A 9,085-nucleotide genomic window follows, 5' to 3' on the forward strand; every position below is an offset into this window, starting at 1 on the left:
TCCTGCGTATTCCGCCCCGAACGCCTCGCGCGCCATCTCCAGCTCAGACCCATTTGTCCGGCACCCGCCCGCCGTAGGAGAGCCATGAGCACCCCCGCATACCCGCACCCGGACTTGGGCATACGCGACCAATGGCCCGCGTCCCCGTAGCCGTCCGACACATCTTGAACATCCTGAACCCCGTCCGCAGGGCCCCGTACGCCCTCGCACGCCGCTACCGCACGCGCCGCCCCCACCCGGCCGTCGAACTCGTCCACCAGCCCCACCCCTGGGCGCGCGCCCTCGGCCTCGTCATCGTGGTCGTCCTCGGCGCCTGGCTCGGCCTGCTGATCGTCGGCAACGTCAGGGCCCCCGTCGGCCCCATGAACACGACGATGACCCTCCGCCCGTCACTCACCGGCGGCACGAAGATCAACGTCTCCCCGCTCGGCGCATTGGAACTGAACAGCCACCACGCCCCGGTCCGCCTCGACGTCAATGTCGACCAGCTCGACCCGGTCCGCGCCCAGGCACTCGTCGACCACCCCGAACGCCTCTCCGGCCTCCAGGACGAGGTCAGCCGCGACGTCCAGCACGGCACCCTCGACCTGGCCGTACGCTCCTGCGTCGCCGTCGTCGCCGGAGCCACCGCTCTCGGCCTCGCCGTCTACCGCCGCCCCCGCCGCGCCCTCGCCGCCGGCGGCCTCGCCCTCACCCTCCTGGCCGCCTCGGGCGGAACGGCGTACGCGACCTGGAACCCGGAATCCGTCCTGGAACCGAAGTTCTCCGGGCTGCTCTCCTCCGCCCCCTCCATCGTCGGCAACGCCCGCAGCATCGTCACCGAGTTCGACGTCTACCAGAAGGAGTTGGCCCGTCTGGTCACCAACGTGACCAAGCTGTACGACGTCACCTCCACGCTCCCCGCCTACACGCCCGACCCGACCACCATCCGCGTCCTGCACGTCTCCGACATCCACCTCAACCCCGCGAGCTGGAAGATCATCGCCTCGCTGGTGAAGCAGTACAAGGTCGACGTGATCGTCGACTCCGGCGACACCATGGACCACGGCTCGGCCGCCGAGAACGGCTTCCTGGATCCGATCCAGGACCTCGGCGCCCCCTACGTCTGGGTCCGCGGCAACCACGACTCCCTGACCACCCAGCACTACCTGGAACGCATGAAGAACGTGCACGTCCTGGACAACGGCCGGGCCCAGACCGTCGCCGGACTGCGCTTCGCCGGCATCGGCGACCCCCAGTTCACGCCCGACCGCTCCAACAAGCCCGGCGGCGACGCCTCCGAGGAACTCGCCGGCGCCCGCCTCGCCTCCGCCCTCCGCGACCAGCGCACGGCCGGCACCCCCGTCGACCTCGCCGTCGCCCACGAACCGTCGGCGGCCCGAGAGGTCGACGGCGAGGTCCCGATGGTCCTGGCCGGCCACCTCCACCACAACGAGATGGAGATCATGAAGTACGGCACCCGGCTGCGCCTCGAAGGCTCGACCGGCGGCAGCGGCCTGCGCGCGGTCGAGCACAAGTACCCCGCCCCCATCGAGGCCTCGATCCTCTACATGGACCGCGACACCCACCGCCTCCAGGCCTGGGACGCGATCAAACTGGGCGGCCTGGGCGAGACGACAGCCGAGGTCAGCCGCCACCTGGCCAAGGAAAACCAGCCGGGCGCCACCCCGTCGCCCACCTCCACGTCCACCCCCTCCACCCCCAGCCCGTAAACCGTTTTGGCGATCCCTCCCGCCATCCCATATGCTGCAGACGTCCCCGACGCGCTGAGAAGCGCCCAGGCGGGCCGATAGCCCTCATCGTCTAGCGGCCTAGGACGCCGCCCTTTCAAGGCGGTAGCACGGGTTCGAATCCCGTTGGGGGCACGCAACGCCGTGTGCGACACTGTCGTACACACAGCAAGGTCCTGTGGAGCAGTTTGGAGTGCTCGCCACCCTGTCAAGGTGGAGGCCGCGGGTTCAAATCCCGTCAGGACCGCTGAGGTTTCCCCGCGAGACCTCGTGGCTGGGTAGCTCAGTTGGTACGAGCGATCGCCTGAAAAGCGATAGGTCGCCGGTTCGATCCCGGCCCCAGCCACCACCGCCCCACCAGGGCAGACACCCCCTCCGGAATCTTCCGGCGGGGGTGTTCTCGTGCATGGCCCTACTGTGCAGCCATGCGCGACGACACACCTGAGGAAACACGCCGGGTCCACTTGAGCCGGACCTTCGACGAGGACGCGGAACTGTACGACCGGGCCAGGCCCGGATATCCGCCGGAGTTGTTCGACGACCTCACCGAAGTGGCCGGCGTCGGCCCCGGCTGTCGGGTCCTTGAGGTGGGGGCGGGCACCGGTAAAGCGACCTTGTCGCTCGCCGAGCGAGGTTGCCGGATCACCGCCGTCGAACTGGGCGCGAGCATGGCCGCCGTCGCCCGGCGCAACCTGGCCGGGTTCGAGGCGGTGGAGATAGTGACGGCGGACTTCGAGACCTGGTCACTGCCTCAGGAGCCGTTCGACGTCGTCGTCGCCGCGTCGGCGTTTCACTGGATCGATCCGGCGGTGCGGATGCCGAAAGCCGCTGACGCGCTGCGGCCGGGTGGTGCCCTCGCCGTGGTCGCCAACCAGCATGTGGCGGGCGGCACCGAAGACTTCTTCGTCGAGGTCCAGGGCTGCTACGAGCGTTTCGATCCGGCCACCCCACCGGGACTGCGGCCTCCCGCCGCGGACGACGTCGACACCTCGGATCACGCGGAGGAGGCCGCACGCAGCGGCCGGTTCGGCCCCGTCGCCTTCCGGCGTCACGAGTGGGACCTGACGTACACCACGGCCGAGTACCTGGAGGTGCTGCAGACCTACTCCGGCCACCGGGCGCTGCCGCCGGAGGCCAGGGAGGGACTGCTGGCGTGCATCGCCGGACTGATCGACGGGCGGTACGGAGGCCGGGTCACCAAGCGGTATCTCACGGAACTGCGGGTGTCACGAACGGTCCCCGCGCTTCGGTAGGCGCGGCTCCAGCCCTACCGGGATGAGTCCCAGCCGTACCGATGAGTTCCGGCCGGGTCGTGAGTCTGTGCTGGTGAGTGTCGTAGGACGTCGTACGACGCCGCCCGGCACGAGACATCACGGAGGACACCATGACGACCATGCCCGGCAACGCGAACAGCCGCCTCCCCGGCAAGCCGCCCATCGTCGACCTGGCCACCTGGCAGGACGCCCGTGACGAGTTGCTGGTCCGCGAGAAGGCGCACACCCGTGAGGGCGACGCGATCGCCGCGGCCCGGCGGAGGCTGCCGATGGTGGAGCTCGACGGGACGGTCGAGGTCGTCGGACCCGACGGCCCGGTCCCGTTCCTCGCCCTGTTCGAGGGTCGCGACGAGCTCGTGGTCTACCAGCACATGTGGTACGACGGCGCACCCCACCAGGGGCAGTGCGAGGGCTGCACCACCACCGCCTGGCACCTCAAGGACGCCGTCTACCTCAACGCCCGCGGCGTCTCGTTCGCCATCCTGACCACGGGCCCGTGGGACGAGGTGGCCGCCTACGTCGACTTCATGGGGTACACCCAGCCCTGGTACTCGGTGCGGGGCGTGGAGGCGCCGGTCGGCGGAGACATGGGGTACATCGCCTGCTTCCTGCGCGACGGCGACCGCGTGTTCCTCACCTACCGCACGACGGGCCGCGGCAACGAGCCGGTCAACGGGTCCCTCGCCCTGCTCGACATGACGCCCTACGGCCGCGGCGAGGCGTGGGAGGACCACCCCGAGGGCCGGCCCGTGATCGGCGCCGTCCGCGAGGGGCACCCGGCCGGGGGCGGCCAGGCCTGCTGGTACTGGCGCTCGGACGCGGACGGGAACGCCACCTGGGGCCCGACCAGCCGCCCCGTGCCGCAGTGGACCCGCCCCGGCGCGACCCCCGTGGAGACCCTCGGCCGGCGCGGCCACCACCACTGAGGGGCGGGGCGGGCCGGAGTCGGCAACTGCTGCTGGTTTACCGAGCATGAGTGATTTCCGGTGAGCGTGAGTGAGTGCCCATGCTGGATGCGGTTGTTCCGCTGTGCGCCAGGAGGGTCTCCTCCGTCCCTGGGATTTCCTGTGGTCCTTTGGTGTCGGAGGGGAACGGAAGTTCCGGAGTCGAATTCGGGTGCAAGCGCTTCGGCAACGAGACGATCCGCGTCACCGACACCGGACAACTCTCCCTCAAGCTCCCGGCCCCGCTCGCCCACCTGGCCAACGCACCCCACAGCCGCTACCTGCTGGACGCGACCGTACGGTTTCAGCATCGGTGGCAGGAGTGGCTGGACCGGATCACCGCCCATCGGGCGGTGGCCTACCGCATCCACCACGACCCGGCACGGGGGCGCCCCGCTTCCCTACTGCGAAGCTCAAAGCCCGGCTGGTGTCGATGGCCGAGGAGCAAGGCATCGCGGTCGTGGCGGTGGATCCGGCCTACACCTCCCGGTGGGGTGCCCAGCACTGGCAGAAACCGATGACCACCCCACGACGCAAACCGTCCCGGCACGATGCGGCAAGCATCGCGATCGGGCGACGCGCCTACGGTTATCCGATCAGGCGACGGACGGCACCGCCCCCGCATCACCAGAGTGATGGTGCGGGGCATCGGACCGCCCAGGCCCGACCGGACACCCGCAGGCGTGAGGAAACCCGCCCCCACATGCCCGGACCGCGCACACGATGCGCGCCGCCCGGCCGTGGAGCGAAAGCGGGCGACCAGGATGCCCAACACCGTTCGGGGCACCCGGCCGAGCACGCGTCCTGGCAACAGGACTCACTCCCGCTCAGCCTGTAGGAACGGTAAATCCATTGGTCACTCGTTTCCGTGAGGTGAGATCCTGGACCGCGTATGTCTACGCACCCCGCCCCCGGCGCCCCGGCTCCGGGCACCCCCGCCCTTGGTGATCTCGCCCCCCGCCTGGCCGAGCTGTCGCTGCGTGATGCGCATCGGCTCGGGCGCAGGCTCGAAGGCGCGCGCAGGATTCGTAAGCCGGAGGCCCGGGCCGCTGTTCTCGGTGAGATCGAGGCGGAGGTGGCGAAGGCCGAGGAACGGATGCGTGCGCGGCGCGGCCGGGTGCCTGCCGTCAGCTATCCCGAGCAGCTGCCCGTCAGTCAGAAGAAGGACGAGATCGCGGCCGCCATCCGTGATCACCAGGTGGTGATCGTCGCGGGTGAGACCGGGTCCGGCAAGACGACGCAGATCCCGAAGATCTGTCTTGAGCTGGGGCGCGGGGTCCGCGGGATGATCGGGCACACGCAGCCCCGTCGTATCGCCGCCCGCACCGTCGCCGAGCGGGTAGCGGAGGAGCTGGACACGCCTCTCGGGGAGGCCGTCGGCTGGAAGGTGCGGTTCACCGATCAGGTCGATCCGCAGGGCACCTTCCTCAAGCTGATGACGGACGGCATTCTGCTCGCCGAGATCCAGACCGACCGTGAACTGCGCGCCTACGACACGATCATCATCGACGAGGCCCACGAGCGGTCCCTGAACATCGACTTCCTGCTCGGTTACCTCGCGCAGTTGCTGCCGAAGAGGCCCGACCTGAAGGTCGTCATCACCTCGGCGACCATTGACCCCGAGCGGTTCTCCCGGCACTTCGGGGACGCGCCCATCGTGGAGGTCAGTGGGCGGACCTATCCCGTCGAGGTGCGGTACCGGCCGCTGCTCGAGGAGGACGCCGAGGACGCCGACCGGGACCAGATCACCGCGATCACCGATGCCGTCGAGGAGCTGATGGGCGAGGGGAAGGGCGACATCCTCGTCTTTCTCTCCGGTGAGCGGGAGATCCGGGACACGGCCGACGCGCTGGAGAAGAAGAAATACAGGTTCACCGAGGTGCTGCCGCTGTACGCCCGGCTGTCGCACGCCGAGCAGCACCGCGTCTTCCAGCAGCACACCGGGCGCAGGATCGTTCTGGCTACCAACGTCGCCGAGACCTCGCTGACCGTCCCGGGCATCAAGTACGTCATCGACCCCGGCTTCGCCCGTATCTCCCGCTACAGCCACCGCACCAAGGTCCAGCGGCTGCCCATCGAGGCGGTCTCGCAGGCCAGCGCCAACCAGCGCAAGGGCCGCTGCGGCCGTACCAGCGACGGTATCTGCATCCGGCTGTACAGCGAGGAGGACTTCGAGGCCCGCCCGGAGTTCACGGACGCGGAGATCCTGCGGACCAACCTCGCCTCCGTCATCCTGCAGATGACCGCGGCCGGCCTCGGCGACATCGAGAAGTTCCCGTTCATCGACCCGCCGGACCACCGCAACATCCGGGACGGCGTCCAGCTGCTCCAGGAGCTGGGCGCGCTGGACCCGTCGGAGAAGGACGTACGCAAGCGGCTCACGCAGACCGGCCGCAAGCTCGCGCAGCTGCCTGTGGACCCGCGGCTGGCCCGCATGGTGCTGGAGGCCGACAAGAACGGCTGCGTGCGGGAGGTCATGGTCATCGCGGCCGCGCTGTCCATCCAGGACCCGCGCGAGCGCCCGGCGGACAAGCAGGCCCAGGCAGACCAGCAGCACGCCCGGTTCAAGGACGAGACGAGCGACTTCCTCGCCTATCTCAACCTGTGGCGTTACCTCCGCGAGCAGCAGAGGGAGCGGGGCTCCTCCTCCTTCCGGCGGATGTGCAAGCAGGAGTATCTGAATTTCCTGCGCATTCGCGAATGGCAGGACATCTACCTCCAGTTGCGCACGGTCGCCAAGCAGATGGGCATCCACCTCAACGAGGACGACGCCCCCGCCGACCGCGTCCACGTCTCCCTCCTCGCCGGTCTGCTCTCGCACATCGGCATGAAGGACGTGAAGGACGGCAACAAGAACGAGTACCTGGGGGCACGCAACGCCAAGTTCGCGATCTTCCCGGGCTCCGCCCTGTTCAAGAAGACGCCGCGTTTCGTGATGTCGGCGGAGCTGGTGGAGACGAGCCGTCTCTGGGCCCGCGTCAACGCCAGGATCGAGCCGGAGTGGGTCGAGCCGCTCGCCGAGCACCTGCTGAAGCGGACGTACAGCGAGCCGCACTGGGAGAAGGACCAGGCGGCGGTGATGGCGTACGAGAAGGTGACGCTGTACGGCGTCCCGATCATCGCCCAGCGCAAGGTCAACTACGGCCGGATCGACCCGGAGACCTCCCGCGAGCTCTTCATCCGCAACGCCCTGGTCGAGGGTGACTGGCGCACGCACCACAAGTTCTTCGCCGACAACCGCAGACTCCTGAGCGAGGTCGAGGAGTTGGAGCACCGGGCGCGGCGCCGGGACATCGTGGTGGACGACGACACGCTGTTCGACTTCTACGAGCAGCGGGTGCCCGAGCACGTCGTGTCGGGCGCGCACTTCGACTCCTGGTGGAAGCACAAACGGCATGAGCAGCCGGATTTCCTGGACTTCGAGCGGGAGATGCTCATCCGGGAGTCGGCGGAGGCGGTCACCAAGGACGACTACCCGGACTCGTGGCGGCAGGGGCCGCTGAAGTTCCGCGTCACCTACCAGTTCGAGCCGGGTGCGGACGCGGACGGCGTGACCGTCCACATCCCGCTCCAGGTGCTCAACCAGGTCACGGACGAGGGCTTCGACTGGCAGATTCCGGGCCTGCGGGAAGAACTCGTGACGGAACTGATCCGGTCCCTCCCGAAGCCGATCCGCCGCAACTACGTGCCGGCGCCGAACTTCGCGAGGCGGTTCCTGGACACGGCGGTGCCCCTTCAGGAGCCGCTGCCGGTGACGATGGCGCGTGAGCTCAAGCGCATGGTCGGGGTGCCGTTCGAGGCGGACGACTTCGACTGGTCGAAGGTCCCGGACCATCTGCGCATCACCTTCCGGATCGTCGACGAGCGGCGCCGGAAGCTGGCCGAGGACAAGGACCTGGAGGCGCTGAAGCTCCGTCTGAAGCCGAAGGCGCGGCAGGCCCTGTCCCAGGCGGCGGCCGCCACCGCCGAACGCCAGGGCGGTGAGTCCCTCGAACGCAGGGGCCTCACCGACTGGACGATCGGTTCGCTCACCCCGGTCTTCGAGACACGGCGGGCGGGGCAGCCGGTGAAGGCGTACCCGGCGCTGGTCGACGACGGGGACACGGTGTCCGTACGGCTCTTCGACTCCGAGGCCGAGCAGGCCGAGGCGATGTGGAAGGGCACGCGGCGGCTGATCCTGCGCAACATTCCGGTCAACCCCGCGAAGTTCGCATCCGAGAAGCTGACCAACCCGCAGAAGCTCGCCCTGTCGGCGAATCCGCACGGGTCCATCCAGGCCCTGTTCGCCGACTGCGCGATGGCGGCGGCGGACAAGCTGATCGGCGACTTCGGGGGGCCGGCGTGGGACGAGGAGTCGTACCGGAAGCTGTACGACAAGGTGCGCGCGGAGATCGTCGACACGACGGTCCGTACGGTGGGCCAGGTGCAGCAGGTGCTGGCCGCTTGGCAGGCCTGTGAGCGCCGTCTGAAGTCCGTACGGAGCCCGGTGCTGCTGCCGAACCTGGCCGACGTGCGCACCCAGCTGGACGCCCTCGTGAAGCCGGGCTTCGTGACGGCGGCGGGGATACGGCGGCTGCCGGACCTGATGCGCTATCTGGTCGCCGCGGACCGCCGGCTGCAGCAGATGCCGACGAACGTCCAGCGGGACACGACCCGGATGGAGAAGGTCCACGAGATGCAGGACGAGTACGCGTGGCTGCTGGAGCAGATGCCGCAGGGGCGCCCGGTTCCTTCCTCGGTCCTGGACATCCGCTGGATGATCGAGGAGCTCCGGGTCAGCTATTTCGCCCACGCTCTGGGCACGGCGTACCCGGTATCCGACAAGCGGATCGTGAAGGCCATCGACGCCGCGGCGCCGTAACGGTGTGCGCACTCCGGGTGAGTTCGCGCAGGGGGCACACCCTCCTGTACAGTCTCTTCTCGCAGCGCAACGCACGAATGGCGCCGCAAACCTGGTCCTGTGGAGCAGTTTGGAGTGCTCGCCACCCTGTCAAGGTGGAGGCCGCGGGTTCAAATCCCGTCAGGACCGCAGTAGGCAGTGAACGCAGAGGCCCGCACCCCACAAGGGACGCGGGCCTTCTTCGTATCCCGACCCACCACCCTGCCAACGTGGAGGCCGCGCCCGCGGCACAGCCGC

General features: G+C 69.1%; 4 protein-coding genes, 4 tRNA genes and 1 pseudogene. All 9 read left to right on the forward strand.

Annotated features, from left to right (window positions below; all coding sequences use genetic code 11):
- Window positions 1-131: 131 nt before the first annotated feature.
- The gene (locus ACIBK3_RS42690; RefSeq protein ID WP_399373705.1) at window positions 132-1,712 is read left to right on the forward strand and encodes a metallophosphoesterase; all 1,581 of its coding nucleotides are present in this window, start codon (window positions 132-134) and stop codon (window positions 1,710-1,712) included.
- An 80-nt stretch (window positions 1,713-1,792) separates the two neighbouring features.
- A tRNA-Glu gene (locus ACIBK3_RS42695) sits at window positions 1,793-1,865 on the forward strand.
- Window positions 1,866-1,902: 37 nt separating this feature from the next.
- Window positions 1,903-1,977: transfer RNA gene (locus ACIBK3_RS42700), tRNA-Asp, on the forward strand.
- A 25-nt stretch (window positions 1,978-2,002) separates the two neighbouring features.
- A tRNA-Phe gene (locus ACIBK3_RS42705) sits at window positions 2,003-2,079 on the forward strand.
- Window positions 2,080-2,155: 76 nt separating this feature from the next.
- Window positions 2,156-2,983: a class I SAM-dependent methyltransferase gene (locus ACIBK3_RS42710; protein WP_399373707.1), complete on the forward strand. Its 828-nt coding sequence runs from the start codon at window positions 2,156-2,158 to the stop codon at window positions 2,981-2,983.
- A gap of 131 nt (window positions 2,984-3,114) precedes the next feature.
- Entirely contained in the window at window positions 3,115-3,930 is an 816-nt protein-coding gene (locus tag ACIBK3_RS42715) for a DUF899 domain-containing protein (RefSeq protein ID WP_399373709.1), read from the forward strand.
- A 164-nt stretch (window positions 3,931-4,094) separates the two neighbouring features.
- A pseudogene (locus tag ACIBK3_RS42720) lies at window positions 4,095-4,786 on the forward strand (hypothetical protein); the annotation flags it as partial.
- Window positions 4,787-4,840: 54 nt separating this feature from the next.
- The gene (gene hrpA / locus ACIBK3_RS42725; protein ID WP_399373710.1) at window positions 4,841-8,809 is read left to right on the forward strand and encodes an ATP-dependent RNA helicase HrpA; all 3,969 of its coding nucleotides are present in this window, start codon (window positions 4,841-4,843) and stop codon (window positions 8,807-8,809) included.
- Window positions 8,810-8,902: 93 nt separating this feature from the next.
- Window positions 8,903-8,977: transfer RNA gene (locus ACIBK3_RS42730), tRNA-Asp, on the forward strand.
- Window positions 8,978-9,085: the final 108 nt, after the last annotated feature.

Source organism: Streptomyces sp. NPDC050287 (assembly GCF_044459385.1).
GTDB lineage: Bacteria > Actinomycetota > Actinomycetes > Streptomycetales > Streptomycetaceae > Streptomyces.